The sequence below is a fragment of the Herbidospora sp. NBRC 101105 genome (genome assembly GCF_030269205.1).
Lineage (GTDB): Bacteria > Actinomycetota > Actinomycetes > Streptosporangiales > Streptosporangiaceae > Herbidospora > Herbidospora solisilvae.
Window position 1 is genome coordinate 1,061,689 of the sequence record NZ_BSSX01000001.1, and the last position, 17,756, is coordinate 1,079,444.

Sequence of the window (17,756 nt, forward strand, 5' to 3'; positions counted from 1 at the left end):
CGGCCCTTCGGCCTCGCCGGTCCTGCGTGCGGCCGGCCGGTTCGGCCGCGGCGTGGGCATGCCCATGTCGATCTCCCCGATGTGGTGCTCAGTGGTGTGAACCAGGTCTAACCGGCACCGCTTGCACGGCGCTTGCCGCGCGGGCAACAGCGGGACAACGCCGCAGGCGCACCCTCATGGCAGGACACGAAGAAAGGGACCTGTCATGGAGACGCACGGCGTCGCGTCGATGCCGGAGCACCGGCGCACCACCCGCCCCCGGACCGTCGCGGCGGTGCTGGCCGGCTCGAACCTGTCGCTCAGCGCGAGCGTCTTCGGCTGGTTGCCGGTCACCTACGGCCTGAGCTGGTGGCAGGTCGTCACCGCCACGATCGCCGGCACCGTGCTCGGCCTGCTGATGGCCGCGCCGCTGGCGCTGCTGGGCTACCGGTCCGGCACCAGCAGCACGGTCGCCAGCGGCGCGTTCTTCGGCGTGCGGGGACGGTTGCTGAGCTCGGCCATCGGCATGGTGTTGTCGCTCGGGTACGTCGCCGTCGCCGTCTGGACCGCCGGGGAGGCCGTCGTCGCCGTGGTCGGAGGCGGTGACCAGCCGCTGGTGCACCTGGCGATCGCGCTCGTGGTGACGGGCCTTGCGGTGTTCGGCTTCGACGTGCTGACCAGGCTCAACCGGTGGCTGATCCCGGTGATGGCGGTGACGTTCACGTTCGGGGTGGTGGCCTTCTGGGACGACTTCGACGTGACCTGGACGGCCGGGCCCTACGTGATGGACGGCGCGGCGGGCACCTGGATCCTGGCCCTGGTCACGGCCGGGCTGAGCGGCCCGGTGGCCTATGTGACGATGCTGGGAGACTTCACCCGTTACGTCTCCCCATTGCGGCACCGGCCGGGGGCGCTCATGACGGCGACGGCGGCCGGGTTGTTCTGCGGCCTGGTCGTCCCGGCGCTGTTCGGGGCCTTCCTGGCGATCGCGGCGCGGGCCGGTGACTCCTACCTCCCGGCCGTGGTGGCCGCCGCGCCCGGCTGGTACGCGCCGTTCATCCTGGCCGGGGGAGTGCTCGGCAGCCTGGGGGCGGCCGGGGTGCCGCTCTACAACATGGGCCTGGAACTGCACGGCATGTGGCCGCGCCTGTCGCGGGTGACCGGCACGACGCTGGTCGCGGCGGCGACGCTCGGCCTGCTGTTCCTCGGCCGGCACACGATGCAGGACGCGGTGACCGGTTTCGTGGTGGTGCTGACCGTGGTCACGGTGCCGTGGGCGGTCATCGCGCTCATCGGCCACCTGCGGTCGGGCGGCTACGACGTCCGCGACCTCCAGGTGCACCGCAAGGGCGGCACGGGAGGGCGCTACTGGTTCACCGGCGGCTGGAACCGCCCCGCCCTGCTGGCCTGGCTGGCGGGCGCGGCCGTCGGCCTGCTCGACGCCGACAGCACCTTCTACACCGGCCCCCTGGTGCTGCTGACCGGCGGTTACGACGTCAGCTACCTGCTGGCGGGCGCGCTCTCCGGCGGCCTGTACGTCCTGCTCTCGCCCCGCGAGAAGCAGGAGCCGGTGCCCGACTGGCGGCAGGTCTACTACTGGCCGGCCGTGCGCCTGCCCGAGGGCAAGCCGGAGACAGCCGAGCGGCAACACGCGGTCGCGACCCTCGAACCATGACGACGACACGACTGATCACCAGGGCCGCGGCGGCCGACGGCGGTTCACTCCGGTGCGGTCCCGACCATCTTCAGGGCCCGTTCGAAGTACTCCGCCGCCGGACCGAACCGCCCCTGCGTCAGATGGTCGTCGCCCAGGCCGCACAGGTCCGCGATGGCCTTCGCCGCGTGCACCGCGGTCCGGTGGAGCACCCGCGCGTCGTCGTACCGGGCGCATTCGTGCAGGTGCCGGTGGAGGGTCGCGGACAGGCCGAGGGCGTGGGCGGGCCGGCCGTGCCTGGCTGCGTGCACGGCCACGGCCAGCAGGTTGGCGAGTTCGGTCTCCACCGCCGTCGAGGCCGTCTCGACGTAGTGGTCGAACAGGCGGGTGAGCGCCTCCTGGCGGTCGTGGTCGGTGTCCTCGTCGGCCAGGGTGGCGCTCGCGTGGGCGCGGGGGAGGTCGTGGAAGCGGTAACGGCCGGGGGCCGGTTCCTGGAGGAGGTGGGCGTCGACCAGGTCGTCCAGGAGGCGGCCCGCGTGTTCCACGGTGGTGCCGACCAGCGCGGCGGCGGCCCGAGGTTCGATGTCGGGGCCGGGGTGGAGGCCGAGCAGGCGGTACATGTCCTGCTGGCCGGGGGTGAGGTGGTGGTAGGAGAGGTCGAGCGCGGCGGCGATGCTCAGCGGGCCCACCTCCAGCTCGCCCAGGCGGTGCTGGTGGTCGCGCATGCGGTCGGCCAGGTGGGCGGGGGTCCAGCCGGGGCGGATGCGCAGGCGGGCGGCGGCGATCCTGATCGCCAGCGGGAGGCGGCCGCACAGTTCCACGATCTCGGCCAGCAGACCGGGGGGTTCGCCGCTGACACGCTGTTCCCCGGCGGTGCGGGCGAACAGGGTGACGGCGTCGGCTCGGGGGAGCACGTCCAGGGAGAGCGGGCGGACGTCCTCCAGGCCGGCCAGCCTGCGGCGGCTGGTGATCAGCACCAGGCAGGTCGGTGAGCCCGGGAGCAGCGGGCGGACCTGGGCCTCGGTGGCCACGTTGTCGAGCAGGACCAGGACGCGGCGGCCGGCCAGCCGGGTGCGGTAGAGGGAGGCGCGGGCGCCGGGGTCGTGCGGGATGCGGTCGCCGGGCACGCCGAGCGAGCGGAGCAGCTGGTCGAGGGCGTCGCCGGGGTCGACCGGGGCGCCGCCCCGGGTGAAGGCGCGCAGGTCGACGAAGAGCTGCCCGTCGGGGTAGCGGTCGGCCAGCCGGTGGGCGACGTGCACGGCCAGGGTCGTCTTGCCGACCCCGGCCATCCCGTCGACGGCGCCGATCACCGGGCTGCTCCCCCTGGCCTCGGCGGCGTCGGGGACGGTCGCGATCTCGTCCAGGAAGGCGATCTCCGCCGTCCGGCCGGTGAAGCTGGCGATGTCGCGCGGCAGTTCCCGGGGGACGACGGGCGGGGTGCCCGCCGGTGCGGCCAGGTCGGCGTGGCCGCCGAGGATCTGCTGGTGGAGGCGTTGCAGGGGCGGGCTGGGTTCGATGCCCAGGTCGACGTTGAGGCGTCGCCGCAGGTCGCGGTAGGCCCGCAGCGCGTCGGCCTGGCGGCCCGAGCGGTACAGGGCCAGCATCCACTGGGCGTGCAGGTGTTCGCGCAGCGGTTGTTCGGCGACGAGGGCGCCCAGGTCGGCGAGCAGGTCGTCGTGGTGGCCGAGGGCCAGCTGCGACTCGATCCACGTCTCCTGGGCGGCGAGTTTGCGTTCCTCCAGGCGGATCAGCTCGGCTTCGAGCCGGGGATCGAGGGCGACGTCCTCGAAAGGGCGGCCTCGCCACAGGCCGAGGGCGCCGCGCAGGCGTTCGGAGGCCAGGCCCGGTCGTCCGGCGGTCAGCGCGCGGCGGCCCTGGGCGGCCAGGTCCTCGAAGGTGAGCAGGTCGAGGTCGGCCGCCGTCAGGCGGATCTCGTAGCCGCCGGGCACCGTCGACAGCAGCGGCGGCTCGGACCGGCCGGCCAGGCCGAGCACCTGGCGCAGCGCCGACACGTAGGTCCGCAGTGCCACGGCGGCGGTCCGGGGCGGGCGTTGCGGCCACAGGGCGTCGACGAGCCGGTCGACGTGGACCGGCCGGTTGACGTGGAGCAACAGGACGGCCAGCAGGACCCGCTGCTTGGCCGCGCCCAGCCGGACCACTCGGTGGCCGTCGGAGCGGACTTCCAGTGTGCCGAGGACACGAAACCGCATAGACCGGCAATACCACATATTGTTCACATACTGGGATCCTTGTTCCATTCTTCAGTTCAGGCACTTGGGGCCCGGCGGCGTCGCCGCATTTCACGCCGCACACAATCCGGGTTTCCGGACAAAAATGCCGAACTCTGTCAAGCCACGCCTTTACCGGCCTTTTATGGACGGCCCGCAAAGTGGCCGCATGTCTGATCTGATCAGCGTCGACGAATGCGAGCAGCTCACCCCCGAAGACGTCCACGACCTCTACCGCAAGCACGTCAACCGCAGCCAGGTCTCCCTGATGACCTCGTTCGGGTTCGGCCGTGAACTGGTCGAACGCGCCGAGGGGGCCTGGCTCTGGACCCGGTCCGGCCGGCGGATCCTCGACTTCACCGGCGGGGTCGGCGTGCTCAACCACGGCCACAACCACCCCCGGATCCTGGCCGCCCGAAAAAGGTTCCAGGACCTCCAGCGGATGGAGGTGCACAAGACCTATTTCTCTCCGTACGTCGCCGCGCTCGGCCACAATCTCGCCCAGCTGCTGCCGGGCGACCTGAACATGTCCTTCTTCCCCAATTCGGGCGCCGAGGCGGTGGAGGGGGCGGTGAAACTGGCGTACAAGTACCACCGCGGGCGCCGGCACCGGATCCTGCGCGCCGACATCGCCTTCCACGGCAAGCTGCTCGGGTCGGGCAGCCTCACCGGGGCCCACCAGAACTTCACCTTCCCCGGCATCCCGGGCGTGGAGGTCTTCCCGTACGGCGACCTCGACGCCGTCCGGAGAATGGCCGGGAAGGACGTCTACGCCATCCTGATCGAGCCGTTCAGCGCGTCGACCATGACGGCCTGCTCCGAGGAGTTCCTGCGCGGGCTGCGCGAGCTCTGTGACGCCCACGACATCGTGCTCATCTTCGACGAGATCTACACCGGCTGGGGCAAGACCGGCAGCCTCTTCTACTTCATGCGCTACCCCGGCCTCGTGCCCGACGTCGTCACCACCTCGAAGTCGTTCGGCGGCGGCAAGTCGTCCATCTCCGCCTACATCGCCCGCGAGCCGGTGTTCCGCAGGGCCTACGACAACCTCGGCGACTCCCTGATGAACAGCACCAGCACCACCTACTACGGGTTCGGCGAGGAGACCGCCACCGCCGTCGAGGCGGTCAACATCGCCGTCGAGGACGACTACCCGGCCCGCGCCCGCGCGATCGAACGGGTGCTGGCGCCCGGCCTCGAACGCGTCAGGAAGACGTATCCGGACACGGTGGCCCAGGTCAGAGGGGCCGGCGCCCTCTACGGGATCTTCCTGGACGGCGGCCCGAAGCTGCTCGACCGGGTCGCGAGACTGGCCCCCGTGGGGCTGGCGCGCGACCCCGGCTTCCGGGTCAAGCTGATCACCTGCGCCGTGATCGACGCCCTCTACCGCGACCACGGCGTCTACGCCTACTACACCCTCAACGGCGCCAACCCGCTGGTCGCCGCCCCGCCCCTCGTGGTGGAGGCGGCCGACGTGGAGTACTTCCTCGACAGCCTCGACCAGACCCTCGCCCAGGGCCTGCTCCGGCTGACGACCCGATTCGTCAAGGAGAAGGTGGCGCCGCGATGGGGATCGTAGTCACGGGCAGCGCGGGCATGCTGGGCTCGACCCTTCTGCGCCGCCTCCGCGAAACGGGCCGCCCGGCCCTCGGCGTCGACCTCGATCCCGGCGACCCGAACGCCGCCGGCCCGAACGGCGACGGCCCGGACCGCGACGGCCTGGACCGGGTCCGGCGGGAAGCCGCCGCCGACATCCGGGACACCGCCCGGATGACCGAACTGCTGGCCGGCGCCGACGCCGTCGTCCACTGCGCCTCCGCGCTGCCCAGCTACCCCGACGACGAGATCCACAGCGTCATCGTCGAGGGCACCCGCAGCGTGCTGACCGCCGCGCGGGACGCGGGCGTGCCGCGGGTGGTGCACATCTCCTCCACCGCCGTCTACGGCCTGCCCAAACTGGTCCCCACCCCCGAGGACCATCCCCGCGAGCCCGTCGACCCCTACAGCAGGGCCAAGGCCGCCGCCGAGGAGGTCGCGGAGAAGTTCCGGGCCGACGGGCTCTGCGTGCCGATCATCCGGCCGAAGACCTTCCTCGGCCCCGGGCGCATGGGGCTGTTCGCCATGCTCTTCGAGTGGGCCGAGGAGGGGCACGGCTTCCCGGTCCTCGGCAGGGGCGGCGCGCGCATCCAGATGCTCGCCATCGACGACCTCGTCGACGCGATCCTGCTGGTCCTGGACGCGCCCGACGACGTCGCGAACGACACCTACAACATCGCCGCCGCCGAGTTCGCCACCCTGCGCGAGGACTTCCAGGCCGTGCTCGACGCCGCCGGGCACGGCAGACGCGTGCGGTCGGTGCCCGCGGGACCGGCGCTCGCGCTGCTCAGGATGCTCGGCCGCACCGGCCTGTCCCCGGTGTACGACCGGCTGCTCTACAAGCTGCTCGACGACTCCTACGTCGCCATCGGCAAGGCGCGCGACCGGCTCGGCTTCGCGCCCCGCCACTCCAACCGGGACGCCATCCTCGGCGCCTACGCGTGGTGGCGGGAGAACGCGCGGGCCAAGACCGCCGGGCGCACCAGCCGGGACGCCTGGCGGCAGGGCGCGCTGTCCCTCGTCAAGTTCCTCTTCTGACGGCCGGGAGAGGCCACATGGGTGTCATCGAGGCGGATCTCGCCGCCCGTCCCCGGCCGGGCCGGGTCGTCGACCTGCTCACGCTGCTCCGGCCGCTGCACAGCGTCAAGAGCCTGCTGCTGGTGCCGCTGCCCCTGCTGGACGCCGGCCACTGGACCCTCACCGCGCTCGCCCAGGCGGCCTGGGCGGTCGCGGGGTTCGTCCTGGCCGGGGCCTGCGTCTACGTCGGCAACGACCTGGCCGACCGGCACCGCGACCGGCTGCATCCCGTCAAACGGCACCGGCCGATCGCCGCCGGGCGCGTCTCGGTGCGGGCCGCCCACCTCTACCGGACCCTGCTGGTGGTGCTGCTCGCGCTCATCGTCGCGGCGGGCCCCGGCCGGCCGTACTGGCCGCTGCTGGCCTACCTGGTGCTCAACGTGGCCTACAGCCGGTCGCTCAAGCACGTGCCGCTGGTCGACGTCGGCGCGGTCGCGCTGGGGTTCGTGCTGCGGGTCGTGCAGGGGTACGCCGCGATCGGCGCGCCGATCTCCGGCTGGCTGGTGGTGACGGTGTTCTCGTTGTCGCTGCTGCTGATCGTCGGGAAACGCCGCCGCGAGCTGCTGGAGAGCGGCCCGGACCACCGGCCCGCGCTGCGCGGCTACTCGGTCGAGCTCACCGGCCACCTGCTCCAGTTCGCCGCCGTGTTGTCGGCCGTCGCCGGGCTCGTGTACGTGCGCACCGAGGCGCCGCTCGGGCCCTACGGGCCGGGGGCGCTGGTGCTGGCCACGCCGTTCGTGCTGTTCGCGCTGTTCCGCTACCTGCAGGTCGTGCTCGTCGACGGCGGGGGCGGTGACCCGGTGCGCGGCCTGCTCGGGGACCGGGGCCTGGCCGTCACCGCGCTCGGCCTGGCGCTGGTGCTCGGGACGGCCTTCGTCCTGGCCCGCCACCCCGCGCTGGCCGCCGTCCTGCTGCGCTGAAGGAGACCCGATGACCCTCGTGTCCGTCGTCATCCCGGCCTACAACGCCGCCAAGACCCTCCGGCTCTGCCTGGCCTCGGCCCTGGCCCAGACCCACCGTCCCCTCGAAGTGATCGTCGTCGACGACGCCAGCACCGACGGCACCCCCGAGACGGCCGCCGAGTACCCCTGCGTGGTGGTGCGGCAACCGTACAACCAGGGGGTGTCGGCGGCCCGCAACAGCGGCGCCGCGCGGGCCCGCGGCGAGGTCCTGTTCTTCCTCGACTCCGACGTGGCCCTCGCCCCCGACGCGGTGGCCGCCGCCGTGCGCCTGCTCGCCGCCGACCCGGGCTGCGGCTGCGTCTACGGGGTGTACGACCGGGAGCCGCTCATCGACGACGGCCCCGTCGAGGTCTACCGCACCCTCCACCTGCACCACGCGCTGAGCCGGGGGGCGGGCCCGACGGCGACGGCGGTCTTCGCCCTCGCCGCGCTGCCCCGGCGGGTGTTCGAGCAGGTCGGCCCGTTCGACGTCACCCTCCGCGCGGCCGAGGACGACGAGTACAGCGAACGGCTGCTGGCCGGTCACCGCATCCGGCTGTCGGAGACGATCACCGGCCGGCACGACGAGGCCGACCGGCTGCTGCCGCTGCTCGCCGAGCAGTTCCGGCGGGCCCGGCTGCTGCGCCGGTCGGCCCGCAACCGCCTGCGCAAGGACGCGCTCGTCATCAACCGCGTGAGCGGCATCCTGGCCGCCGCGCTCACCCTCGCCACCCTCCCGCTCGGCCCGTTCGCCCCGCTGCTGCCCGCGTTCTTCCTGCTCGCGTTCGCGGCCGCGGATCCGCCGCTGGCCCGGTTCGTCTGGCGCGAGCGCGGGCCCGCCTTCCTCGTCTACTTCGTCGCGGTGCACTTCCTCGTCCACACGGCCCTGCTCGCCGGGGCGGCGGCCGGATTGCTCCCCAGAAAGGCCGGTGACTCATGAGACCGCTGGTCTCCGTGATCATCCCCAACTACAACTACGGGTACGTGCTCGGGCAGTGCCTGGAGGCGGTCCGCGCGCAGACCTACCCCGACGTCGAGATCGTCCTCGTGGACGACTGCAGCACCGACGACTCCGTGGCCGTCGCCCGCGCCATGGGCGTCGAGCCGCTCCGCACGCCCCGCAACGGCGGCGTGAGCGTGGCCCGCAACCTCGGCGTCGAGCACGCCAAGGGCGAGATCCTGTTCTTCCTCGACTCCGACGTCGCCCTCGCCCCCGACGCCGTCGCCCAGGCGGTCGCGATCCTCACGGCCGACCCCGGGATCGGCGCGGTCTGCGGCAACTACGAGGCGATCCCGCTCAACCGGGTCAGCCTGGTGCGCGAGTACCGCAACCTCTACCGCCACTACTGGTACCTGGTCGCCGAGGGCCCGATCACCGGGTTCCTGCCGGTCGCCATCATCGCCTTCCCCGCCCGCGTCTGGGCCGAGGTCGGGCCGTGGACCGACGCGCTCACCCAGTCGGAGGGCGCCGACGTGGGCGAACGCCTCACCGACCGCGGGTACACGGTGATGCTCACCTCGGCCGTGCGCGGCCGGCACGACGACGACGCCGAACTGCGCACCGCGCTCTGGAAGGTCTTCACCCGCACCCGCGTGCACGTGCCGTTCTTCCTCCAGCGCCGCTACGCCGCCGGGGTGGTCGGCTCGCCGGAGTCCGGCGCCAGCCTGGCCGCCGCGCTCGCCGCCGCGACCGTGCCGGCGCCCCTGCTCACCGGCCTGGCCTGGACCGCCGCGCTGCCCGTCCTTCTCCTGCTGTCGTTCTTCTGGATCGACCGCCGGATGTACCGGTTCGTGCTCAGCAGCCGAGGCCTCGCCTTCACGCTCTACTTCGCCGCCATGCACTTCCTGATCAACCTGACCATCGCCGCCGGCGCGGGCGCCGGCATCCTCCAGTGGCTCACCTCCCGCTCCTTCCGCCGCCTGTACACCCGGGTGCCCGCGTGACCCGGCGGCGCGTGTTCGCCGTCCTGCGGTGGGCCGCCGTCGTGCTCGTGCTCGCCTTCCTCGGCTGGCAGCTGTGGCGGGTGCGGCACGGCGTCGGCGACAGCCTGCGCCAGGTCGGCTGGTCGACCGCGATCCTCGCCGCCGTGCTGGCGTCGATCGGGGGCCTGCCCGGCTTCTTCGGGTGGCGCATGCTGCTCGCGGGCCTCGGCACCCGGTTGCCGCTGCCGGTCGCGGCCCGCGTCTTCTTCCTCGCCGGGATCACCCGCTACCTTCCCGGCGGGGTCTGGCCGGCCGTCGCCCACGCGGCCATGGCCCGGCCGCTCGGCGCGCCCGCCGCGCGGCTGGCCGGGGCCTTCGTCGCCAGCCAGGGCCTCGGGGTGGTGGCCGGGCTCGTCGTCGGACTCGTCGCCCTGCCGTGGCTGGTGGCCGACGACCCGCTCTGGTGGGCGCTGCTGCCGCTGCTGGGCGCGGCGCTGCTGCCGCTGCTGGCCCCCGGGTTCTTCGGGCGGCTGCTCGGGGTGGCGCAGCGGGTCCTGCGCCGGGGCGAGGCCCGGCCGGTCGTGCTGCCCGGCCGGCGCACGCTGCTCGCCGTCACCGGGCTGATGACGCTCGGCTGGCTGATCAGCGGGCTGCACGTCGGCCTGCTCGCGGTCGCGCTCGGCGCCCCGCCCGCCGGGGCGTTGTCGGTGGGGATCGGCGGGTTCGCCCTGTCCACCGTGGCCGGCATCTTCACCCTCGTCATGCCCTCGGGGCTCGGCCCGCGCGAGGTCGTGCTCGGGCTCACCCTCGCCACCCTGCTGACCGGGCCGGGCCTGATCACCCTGGTCGCGCTGAGCCGCGTGCTGATCACCGTCGTCGACGTGGTGTCGACCGCCGTCGTCCTCGGCGTGCTGGCCCTCACCCGTACCGCACCCCTCACCCAAGGAGCGTCGTCATGACCACTCAGATCAGGCATCTGGCCCGGCAGGTGCCCGCGGGGCCGGTGTCCGGGGCGCTGCTGCGGATGATCAGCGCCGTGCCGTTCGCCGACCGGCCGTTCGCGTGGCTGGAACGGCACCCGGGCGTGCACGGGGCCGTGTTGTCGGCCTTCGGGCTGCGCCGCCCGATCTTCATCGACCACCCGATCGACCCCGAGCCGAGGTTCGGCCACGGCCGCCCGGCGCACGCCGGGCTGACCACGCTGATCGAGCGGGGCCGCGACCGCTACGCCGGGCGGTTGTCGAGGTTCCTGGAGCTGGCCGACGCGCTGGCCGCCATCCCCGTGCGCGACCGGCCGTCGGGCACCACGCCCTATTGGGACAACGGATGGTTGCCCCCGCTGGACGCGCTCGGCCTCTACGGCCTGCTCGCCGAGACCGGCCCGCGCCGGTACGTCGAGATCGGCTCGGGCAACTCGACCAAGTTCGCCCGCCGCGCCGTCGAGGACCACGGCCTGCGCACCCGGATCACCTCGATCGACCCGGCCCCCCGCGCGAACGTCGACGCGCTCTGCGACGTCATCGTCCGCAGCCCGCTCGAACGCGCCGACCTGAGCGTCTTCGCCGGCCTCGAACCCGGCGACGTCGTCTTCCTCGACGGTTCCCACCGGGTGCTGATGGGCTCGGACGTGACGGTGTTCTTCTTCGAGGTGCTCCCGCTGCTGCCGCCCGGCGTGCTGGTGCACCTGCACGACATCATGCTGCCCTTCGACTACCCGCCCGAGTGGCGCTGGCGGCACTACTCGGAGCAGTACCTGCTGGCCGCCTTCCTGCTCGGCGACCCCGGCCGCCACGACGTCGAACTGCCCAACGCGTTCGTCCAGCACGACCCGGAGCTGCGCGGCCTGCTGCGCCCGCTGTGGGAGCGGCTCGGCGTCACCCAGCACTACCTGCCCGCGTCGTTCTGGTTCCGGCGGGCATGATGCTCGATTCGGCGCGGCGCGAGGAGGCCCCGGAGAAGCGGACTCCCGGCACGGTTCGCATCCTCCGGTGGGCGGCGGCCGGCGTGCCGGTGGCCTGGCTGGCGGTCACGGTCGTCAACTGGCTGAGCGGGGACTTCTGGTGGTGGGGCGGCGGGGCGCCGCTGGTGGTGTTCTTCGCCGTCCCGCTGCTGCTGGTCGCCGCCGTGCCGATGCTCGTGCTGCGGCGGCGGCTGCCGTCGCGGCGCGAACGGGCGCTGGTCAGCCTGGCGGCGGCGGCGCTGGCCCTCGTCGTGGCGCGATCGGCGTTGAGCGGGCGGACCTGGCTCTGGGTCGTCCCCGACCTGGTGATCCCGCCGCTGCTGTTCGTGCTGGTTCCCCTGGTGCTGCTGGCGGCCGTGCCGCTGGCCGGCCGCACCCGCCGGTGGACGGCCGCCCTCGCCGCCGGGGCCCTCGCGCTGGGCGCGACCCAGGCGGGGGTGCACGTCGGCGGGGGCGGCGGCCCGGCGCCGCCGGGCGCGGTGAAGGTCGTCTCCTGGGACGCCTACTGCTGGAACACCGACGACGACCCTGACCGGTTCCTGCGCTACCTCAAGAAGTGGCGGGCCGACGTCTACCTGCTCCAGGAGCACTCGGGTTGCGGGCCGGGCGCGCCCACCCCCATCGACGACGCCGATCTGCTGCGGCGCGAGTTCCCCGGCCACCACATCACCACCCTCGAAGGGCTGCTGACCATCTCCCGCTTCCCGGTGGCCGCGCGGGCGGCGGTGGGGGAGACGCCCAACCCGTACGCGCCGAACTGGCGGCATGCCGCGCTGCGCACCGACCTCCGTGTCGGCGGGCGGACCGTCTCGGTCTACAACGTGCACCTGTTCGACATGCTCTACCTGAGCGCCAGCCCGCTGTCCCCGCGCTTCTACCAGGCCATCGCGACCCTCGACGACGCCCGGCGGGCGCAGTTCGCCGCGCTCGCCGCCGACGTCGGCCGCAACCCGCACCCGGTCGTGGCCTCCGGCAACTTCAACACCCTGCCCGGCACGGGCCGGCTGCGCGCCCTCGACGGATTGACGGCGGCCCAGGGCCCGCTCTACCCGGCGACCCTGTCCTTCGCCGGTCTGCGCCTGTGGCGCATGGACTGGACCTTCACCTCCCCGGAGCTGGCCGTCCACGACTACGACCTGCACGCGCCGGACGGCCTGTCCACCCACCACCTGCAAGAACTGCTCATCTCGGAGGTGTGAACCGATGCAACCCCCTCTGGTCACCGTCATCGTCCCGACCTACAACCACGCCCGGTTCCTCCCGCTGGTCCTGACGGCGATCCGGGAGCAGACCCACACGCCGCTGGAGGTCGTCGTCGTGGACGACTGCAGCACCGACGGCTCGGCCGCCGTCGCCGCGTCGATGGGCGTGCCGGTGATCCGCACCCCGGGAAACAGCGGACCGGCCGTGGCCAGGAACCTCGGCGCCGCCCACGCGAACGGGGAGATCCTCTTCTTCGTCGACTCCGACGTCGCCCTGGCCCCCGACGCGATCGCCACCGGCGTGGCCCTGCTGGCGGCCGACCCGGCGCTCGGCGCGGTCTGCGGCATCGAGGACCCCGACCCGCTGATCCGCTCCACCCGCGTCGAGGACTACCGCGCCCACCAGCACCACTACTGGTCGATCGCGTCGGAAGGGGAGGTGTCGTTCCTGTGGTCGGCGATGTTCGCCGTCCGCGCCTCGGTGTTCCGCGAGATCGGCCCGTTCAACCCCGAGCTGCGCCACACCGAGGAGGTCGACTACGGCAGACGGCTGAGCGATCATTACCGGGTGCGGATCACGCGCGCCATACGCGGCCGGATGGGCCACGACCGCGAGCTCCCGACCCTGCTGCGCAAGCTGTTCCAGCGCGGCCGCCTGCGGGTCCCGCTCTACGCGCGGCAGCGCCGCTTCGCCCAGGGCTACGAGACGCCCGCGCGGGCGCTCGCGTCCCTGGCGGCGGCGCTGGCCGTGCTCACCCTCCCCGCGCCGTTCCTGCTCGGCCCGTGGTGGGCGCTGGCACCGGCGCTGGCGCTGGCCGCGTGGGCGCTCGGCGACGCCGGGATGTTCCGGTTCGTCTTCGGCCGCAAGTGCCCGCTCTTCGGCGCCTACTTCGTCGCCGTCCACTTCGTGGTCGGTCTCGTCATCCTCGCGGGCGTCGGAGCCGGCGCCCTCCAGTGGCTGGCGTCCCCCTCCTTCCGGCGCCTGTACGACGCCCGCACCCCCGAGCCGGCCCGTTGAGGAAGGCGGCCGGGGTCGCGTCGGCCGGCTGGCTGGGCTTCGTGATCCTGCACCACCTGCTCACGGGCCGGTTCTGGTTGTGGCTGATCCCCGACATGATCCCGCCCGCCCTCTATCTGGCCGTCCCGGTCACGCTCCTGGCAGCGGCCCGGTGCCGCGGCCGGGCGGCGCTGCTGGCGGCCGGGTCGCTGCTGCTGGGCGCCGCCCACGGCGGCCTCAACCCCGCCGCGCTGACCGTCCCGGACGGCCCGCCGCCGCCCGGGGCGGTGCGGGTGTTCTCGTGGAACACCGAGTACTGGCACCAGGACGACGACCCCCGGGCCTTCTACCGCTTCCTCACCGACCAGCACGCCGACGTCTACGTCCTGCAGGAGTACCTGAACTGGGTCGGCGACCGCCCCCGCGAGGTCGACGACCTGGCGGCCCTGCGGCGCGCCTTCCCCGGCTACCACCTCGCGGCCGAGGGCGAGCTCGTCACGCTGTCCCGTTACCCCATCGCCGCCGTCCGCCGGGTCGGCCCGGCGGTCGCCCTCGGGCCCCGGCCGTCGTGGCAGGCCGCCTTCGACCTCGCCAAGATCCTCCGCACCGACCTGCGGATCGGCGCCTCGACCCTGTCCGTCTACAACGTGCACATCCCGGCCCAGTACGTCCTGAACGAGAACCCGTTCACCGGCCGCTTCTACACGGAGCTGCGCGGCCGGGACGAGCGCCGCGCCGCCCAGTTCGGCGGCCTGCTGGCCGACCTCGCCGCCACCCCCTCCGCCGCCCTGGTCAGCGGCGACTTCAACAGCACCGGCGCGATGGGGGAACTGCGCCCCCTGTTCGACCGCCTGACGAGCGCGAACACGGCGAACCGCTCGATCTACCCCACGTCGTGGTACGCGGGCGTGCTCCCGCTGTGGCAGCTCGACTGGACCTTCACCAGGGGCGTGACCGTCCACACGAGCGAACTGCCGGACCCGCGCGGCCTCTCCGACCACCGGGCCCAGTCGCTGTCGATCAGCCTCGCCTGACGTCCGCCGGCAGCGGTGTCAGCACGGCGACGGCCCGGTGTCAGCGGGTCCGGCGACGGTTGTCCCACACGAGAGAACACCGCGACAGGGAGCTTCACATGAGTAAGGGCGGATTCACCAAGACCGGGCTGGACAGGCTGCGCGACGTGCTGGCGCGGCACGTCGACTCGGGGCGCATCCCCGGGGTCGTGGCCCTGGTCAGCCGGGGCGAGGAGACCCACGTCGAGACGCTCGGCACGATGCGCCACGACGGCGGCCCGCCGATGCGGCGGGACACGATCTTCCGGATGGCGTCCACGTCGAAGCCGGTGGCGCACGCGGCGGCGATGGTGCTGCTCGACGAGTGCCGGCTGCGCCTCGACGACACCGTCGAGGAGTGGCTGCCGGAACTGGCCGGCCGCCGGGTGCTGACGCGGATCGACGGCCCGCTGGACGACACCGTGCCGGCGCGGCGCCCGATCACCGTGCGGGACGTGCTCACCTCCACCTTCGGCCTCGGCATGGACATGACGGCGCTGGGCACCCCGATCATGAACGCCGTCTTCGAGCAGGGCCTCACCCCCAACCTGCCGGTGGAGATGCCCGAGCCGGACGAGTGGATGCGCCGCCTGGGCACACTTCCGCTGATGTACCAGCCCGGCGAGCGCTGGCAGTACCAGATCAGCCACGACCTGCTCGGCGTGCTGGTGGCCCGGGTCACCGGCCGGACGTACGAGGCGTTCCTGCGGGAGCGTGTCTTCGGCCCGCTGGGCATGACCGACACCGGCTTCCACGTGCCCGCCGAGAAGATCGACCGGCTGCCCGCCCTCTACGCCCCCGACCCCCAGACCGGCGAGTTCCACGTGTGGGACGAGGCCCGGGACGGACGCTGGAGCAGGCCCCCGGCGTTCCAGGGCGGCGGCGGGGGCCTGGTCTCCACCGCCGACGACTACCACGCCTACTTCCGCATGCTGCTCAACGGCGGCGTCCACGAGGGCGAACGCATTCTGTCGCGCCCGGCGGTGGAGCTGATGACCACCAACCGCCTCACGCCCGAGCAGCAGGCCGCCCGCCACGCCATGGCCGTCGACAACGTGCACGTGTCCTTCGGCCAGGGCCAGCACGGCGGCTGGGGCCTCGGGATGGCCGTGCGCACCTACCGAGGCGACTACGCGCCGATCGGCCAGTTCGGCTGGGACGGCGGCAGCGGCACCTCCACCTACGCCGACCCCGTGACCGGCGTCACCGGCATCCTGCTCACCCAGGTCGGCGCGTCGGTCCCCGACCCGATCCGGCTGATGCACGACTTCTGGACCACCCTCTACCAGGCGATCGACTAGACGACCTGCCACGGGCGCATCATCTCGTTGTCCTCGTGTTCCAGCATGTGGCAGTGCTGGATGTACGTCGCGGGCGTCGCGGCGCCGGTGGGCAGGTCGAAGCGCAGGACGATCCGGGTGACCATCCCCGGCTGCGCCACCGTCGTGTCCAACCGGCCCCGCTCCCGCTCCTCGGGCGCGACCGCCGGGCCCCGCAGGTAGCGCTCCAGCACCGGCCGGCCCTCCGGCCGCCGCCCGCCCGCGATCCACGCGTCGTACGCCGCCCGATAGCCCTTCGTGTCGAGGCGCTGGCGGTCGAGCACGTGGAACTGCACCAGGTGGACGTGCATGGCGTGCCCGTCGCCGGACAGGTTGACGTACTCCCAGATCTCCGTCGTCCCCAGCTTGGGGAAGTCCTCCACCGGGTCGTCGAAGAAGCGCTGGTTGATGGCCAGGTGGGTGGACTTCCCCTTGGCGTCGCGGTTGGCGATCAGGACGAACCGCCGTCGCGGCAGGCCCGGCGTGGGGCTCGGGGAGGGGAGGGGCGGCAGGCGCAGCCGGTCGGGCGGGACGCTGGGGTCGGGGCCCGACCGGGGCTGAGTGACGTGGAACCGCATGATCTCCGGCATCGGGACGTCCTTGCCGCCCTGCGGGTAGGGCGTGGGGGCGTCGTTCATCATGGTGATCCTGCTGCCCGGGGCGGCGCCGGTGAGGTCGAGGACGACGTCCAGGCGACCGGCCGGGGGGATCAGGACGTCGGTCAGCCGCAGCGGGGCGGCGCGGAAGCCGCCGTCGGTGCCGATCAGCCAGAAGGGCCGCCGCGCGCCGCCGTCCTGGAACCAGAAGTGGAAGTAGCGCTGGTTCGAGCCGTTGAGCAGGCGCAGCCGGTAGCGGCGCGGTTCGACGTCCAGATAGGGGTAGGCCTTGCCGTTGACCACCGGGATCGCGCCGAAGAAGTTCGGGTTCCATTTCGGGTGGTAGGGCGTCGGGCCGGTGCCGGGGTAGGACAGCGCCCCGCCCGGCGTCAGGTCGCGGTCCTGGAGGACGAGCGGCACCTCGAAGTCGCCCTCCGGCAGGGCCAGGCCCTCTTCGACCTCGTCGCGGATCAGGTAGAGCCCGGCCAGGCCCGCGTAGATGTTCAGCCGGGTGATCGCCATGGCGTGGTCGTGGTACCAGAGCATCGTGGCCTGCTGCTCGCTCGGGTAGGCGTAGACGACCTCGTTCGGCCGGGCCCCCGGCATGGTCGTGTACGTCGGCCCGTGGCGTCCGTCGGGGGTGAACCACGCCTCGGGATGGCCGTCGAACTGCGGCGGGTCGAAGCCGCCGTGCAGATGGGGCACGGTCCAGACGTTCGGCAGCGCGGGGAAGTCCTGTGGGTTCCGGCCGCCCGGCGGGTCGGGCGGCACGCCCGGGACCTCGCGCCAGAGGGTGTCGTCGACCGCCGCCTGGAGCAGATGGGTGGCCGGCAGGTCGTTGCGGTAGCGGACCACCACGGGCGTGCCCCGCCGGGTGACCAGCGCCGGGCCGAGATAGCCCGGCCCCACCCCGCCGGGGGCCTGGTAACCCCAGACCTCCGTGGCGGGCAGGTCGCGGTGGAAGCTCCAGGAGGCCTGCCGCATCGTCAGCTCGTAGTAGTCGGAACCGGGGAAGACGGACCGCTGAGGGGTCGGCGTCGGCAGCCGGGGCACGGGGTCGACATACTTGGCCAGGGTGGTTTCGCGGCCGAGCTGTTCGAGGGCGTGCAGGCCGGTGAAGGCCGCTCCCGTGCCCAGCGCGACCTGGGCGAACTGTCTTCTGGTCAACTTCACCGAAACCCCCCGAACGTGATCGATCGACTACTTCCCGTCACCACGGCGGGTAACCAGAG

General features: G+C 73.1%; 14 protein-coding genes. 12 read left to right on the forward strand and 2 right to left on the reverse strand.

The window, feature by feature from the left end; genetic code table 11:
• Positions 1-205: 205 nt before the first annotated feature.
• Positions 206-1,654 (forward strand): purine-cytosine permease family protein, encoded by a 1,449-nt coding sequence (locus QSK34_RS04805; RefSeq protein WP_285580306.1) that lies wholly within the window; start codon positions 206-208, stop codon positions 1,652-1,654.
• 44 nt (positions 1,655-1,698) lie between these two features.
• Here the strand turns inward: QSK34_RS04805 and QSK34_RS04810 are convergent, their stop codons facing one another.
• Positions 1,699-3,843 (reverse strand): AfsR/SARP family transcriptional regulator, encoded by a 2,145-nt coding sequence (locus QSK34_RS04810; protein ID WP_285580309.1) that lies wholly within the window; start codon positions 3,841-3,843, stop codon positions 1,699-1,701.
• A 187-nt stretch (positions 3,844-4,030) separates the two neighbouring features.
• Between QSK34_RS04810 and QSK34_RS04815 the strand changes: the two genes are divergently transcribed.
• From QSK34_RS04815 to QSK34_RS04865, 11 genes are all read left to right on the forward strand, one after another.
• Entirely contained in the window at positions 4,031-5,440 is a 1,410-nt protein-coding gene (locus tag QSK34_RS04815) for an aspartate aminotransferase family protein (protein ID WP_285580311.1), read from the forward strand.
• Complete coding sequence (locus QSK34_RS04820) at positions 5,428-6,495, forward strand: NAD-dependent epimerase/dehydratase family protein (protein WP_285580313.1); 1,068 nt, start codon at positions 5,428-5,430, stop codon at positions 6,493-6,495. The genes QSK34_RS04815 and QSK34_RS04820 overlap by 13 nt, the downstream gene beginning before the upstream one ends.
• Before the next feature lie 17 nt (positions 6,496-6,512).
• Entirely contained in the window at positions 6,513-7,454 is a 942-nt protein-coding gene (locus QSK34_RS04825) for a UbiA prenyltransferase family protein (protein ID WP_285580315.1), read from the forward strand.
• Positions 7,455-7,464: 10 nt separating this feature from the next.
• Entirely contained in the window at positions 7,465-8,415 is a 951-nt protein-coding gene (locus QSK34_RS04830) for a glycosyltransferase family 2 protein (protein ID WP_285580316.1), read from the forward strand.
• Positions 8,412-9,419: a glycosyltransferase family 2 protein gene (locus QSK34_RS04835; protein ID WP_285580317.1), complete on the forward strand. Its 1,008-nt coding sequence runs from the start codon at positions 8,412-8,414 to the stop codon at positions 9,417-9,419. The genes QSK34_RS04830 and QSK34_RS04835 overlap by 4 nt, the downstream gene beginning before the upstream one ends.
• Positions 9,416-10,357 (forward strand): lysylphosphatidylglycerol synthase domain-containing protein, encoded by a 942-nt coding sequence (locus tag QSK34_RS04840; protein WP_285580319.1) that lies wholly within the window; start codon positions 9,416-9,418, stop codon positions 10,355-10,357. Before QSK34_RS04835 ends, QSK34_RS04840 begins: the two co-directional genes overlap by 4 nt.
• A complete protein-coding gene (locus QSK34_RS04845; RefSeq protein ID WP_285580321.1) occupies positions 10,354-11,319 on the forward strand; it encodes a class I SAM-dependent methyltransferase in 966 nt (321 codons plus the stop codon). The genes QSK34_RS04840 and QSK34_RS04845 overlap by 4 nt, the downstream gene beginning before the upstream one ends.
• Positions 11,316-12,557, forward strand: a complete 1,242-nt coding sequence (locus QSK34_RS04850; RefSeq protein WP_285580324.1) for an endonuclease/exonuclease/phosphatase family protein — start codon at positions 11,316-11,318, stop codon at positions 12,555-12,557. Before QSK34_RS04845 ends, QSK34_RS04850 begins: the two co-directional genes overlap by 4 nt.
• Positions 12,558-12,561: 4 nt before the next feature.
• Entirely contained in the window at positions 12,562-13,578 is a 1,017-nt protein-coding gene (locus tag QSK34_RS04855) for a glycosyltransferase family 2 protein (protein ID WP_285580326.1), read from the forward strand.
• Entirely contained in the window at positions 13,575-14,591 is a 1,017-nt protein-coding gene (locus QSK34_RS04860; RefSeq protein ID WP_285580328.1) for an endonuclease/exonuclease/phosphatase family protein, read from the forward strand. Before QSK34_RS04855 ends, QSK34_RS04860 begins: the two co-directional genes overlap by 4 nt.
• 98 nt (positions 14,592-14,689) lie before the next feature.
• The gene (locus QSK34_RS04865) at positions 14,690-15,910 is read left to right on the forward strand and encodes a serine hydrolase domain-containing protein (RefSeq protein ID WP_285580330.1); all 1,221 of its coding nucleotides are present in this window, start codon (positions 14,690-14,692) and stop codon (positions 15,908-15,910) included.
• Here QSK34_RS04865 and QSK34_RS04870 read toward each other — a convergent pair.
• A complete protein-coding gene (locus QSK34_RS04870; protein WP_285580334.1) occupies positions 15,907-17,697 on the reverse strand; it encodes a multicopper oxidase family protein in 1,791 nt (596 codons plus the stop codon). The two genes, QSK34_RS04865 and QSK34_RS04870, sit on opposite strands and share 4 nt — an antisense overlap.
• Positions 17,698-17,756: the final 59 nt, after the last annotated feature.

Excerpts from the sequence above, each read along its gene's own strand:
- QSK34_RS04865 (WP_285580330.1), top strand. The coding sequence starts at position 14,690 with ATGAGTAAGGGCGGATTCACCAAGACCGGGCTGGACAGGCTGCGCGAC.
- QSK34_RS04815 (WP_285580311.1), top strand. The coding sequence starts at position 4,031 with ATGTCTGATCTGATCAGCGTCGACGAATGCGAGCAGCTCACCCCCGAA.
- QSK34_RS04855 (WP_285580326.1), top strand. The coding sequence starts at position 12,562 with ATGCAACCCCCTCTGGTCACCGTCATCGTCCCGACCTACAACCACGCC.
- QSK34_RS04825 (WP_285580315.1), top strand. The coding sequence starts at position 6,513 with ATGGGTGTCATCGAGGCGGATCTCGCCGCCCGTCCCCGGCCGGGCCGG.
- QSK34_RS04845 (WP_285580321.1), top strand. The coding sequence starts at position 10,354 with ATGACCACTCAGATCAGGCATCTGGCCCGGCAGGTGCCCGCGGGGCCG.
- QSK34_RS04820 (WP_285580313.1), top strand. The coding sequence starts at position 5,428 with ATGGGGATCGTAGTCACGGGCAGCGCGGGCATGCTGGGCTCGACCCTT.
- QSK34_RS04850 (WP_285580324.1), top strand. The coding sequence starts at position 11,316 with ATGATGCTCGATTCGGCGCGGCGCGAGGAGGCCCCGGAGAAGCGGACT.
- QSK34_RS04805 (WP_285580306.1), top strand. The coding sequence starts at position 206 with ATGGAGACGCACGGCGTCGCGTCGATGCCGGAGCACCGGCGCACCACC.
- QSK34_RS04810 (WP_285580309.1), bottom strand. The coding sequence starts at position 3,843 with ATGCGGTTTCGTGTCCTCGGCACACTGGAAGTCCGCTCCGACGGCCAC.
- QSK34_RS04835 (WP_285580317.1), top strand. The coding sequence starts at position 8,412 with ATGAGACCGCTGGTCTCCGTGATCATCCCCAACTACAACTACGGGTAC.
- QSK34_RS04830 (WP_285580316.1), top strand. The coding sequence starts at position 7,465 with ATGACCCTCGTGTCCGTCGTCATCCCGGCCTACAACGCCGCCAAGACC.